Source organism: Bacillus cereus group sp. N21 (assembly GCF_016483395.1).
GTDB lineage: Bacteria > Bacillota > Bacilli > Bacillales > Bacillaceae_G > Bacillus_A > Bacillus_A pseudomycoides.
The window spans coordinates 1-681 of sequence record NZ_JAEHBX010000219.1; the positions used below are offsets into that span (position 1 = coordinate 1).

Below are 681 nucleotides of genomic sequence, written 5' to 3' on the forward strand. Positions count from 1 at the left end.
GGCAAGTATCTCGCTAAGTCTCCTGTCCGATATAATCGCGCTCCCGGGTCACTACTGAATGGATGAGGAATGAAACGTTCTGCAGTCAATTCAGGTCTGTTTAAATACCCACGTGCGAGTCCCGCTCCACCAATATATAGTTCACCAGATACGCCAATAGGCACAGGCTGTTGACAATTGTCTAGCACATACACTTCTAAATCTGGAATCCGCTTTCCGATATTACTTCTTGAAGAATGCTGCACATCATCTTGAGTAATTGGATAATACGTAACATGAACGGTAGTTTCTGTAATTCCATACATATTGATTAGCTGCGTGTTCTGCTCTCCATACCTTTGAAACCACGGTAGCAAGCTGGCCGGATCGAGTGCTTCCCCACCAAATATGATATAGCGCAGATGCAAGTTTTTATTCTCATCTTCTTGTTCACACACTTGTATCAATTGTCGAAATGCGGATGGTGTCTGATTAAGAACCGTAACCTCTTCCTCTACTAACAGTTGATAGAAATCCTTAGGCGATCGACTAATCCAGTAAGGAACAACAACCAATCTTCCTCCATAGAGCAATGCTCCCCAAATTTCCCAAACTGAGAAGTCAAACGCATAAGAATGGAAAAGCGTCCAAGTATCTTTTTCATCAAACTGATACCAACATTCCGTTGATTTAAATAAACGA

1 protein-coding gene is annotated in these 681 nt (G+C 42.1%); it reads right to left on the minus strand.

The window, feature by feature from the left end; all coding sequences use genetic code 11:
• The coding region (locus JDS96_RS30565) for an AMP-binding protein (protein WP_199669101.1) at positions 1–681 on the minus strand (681 nt) is incomplete at both ends.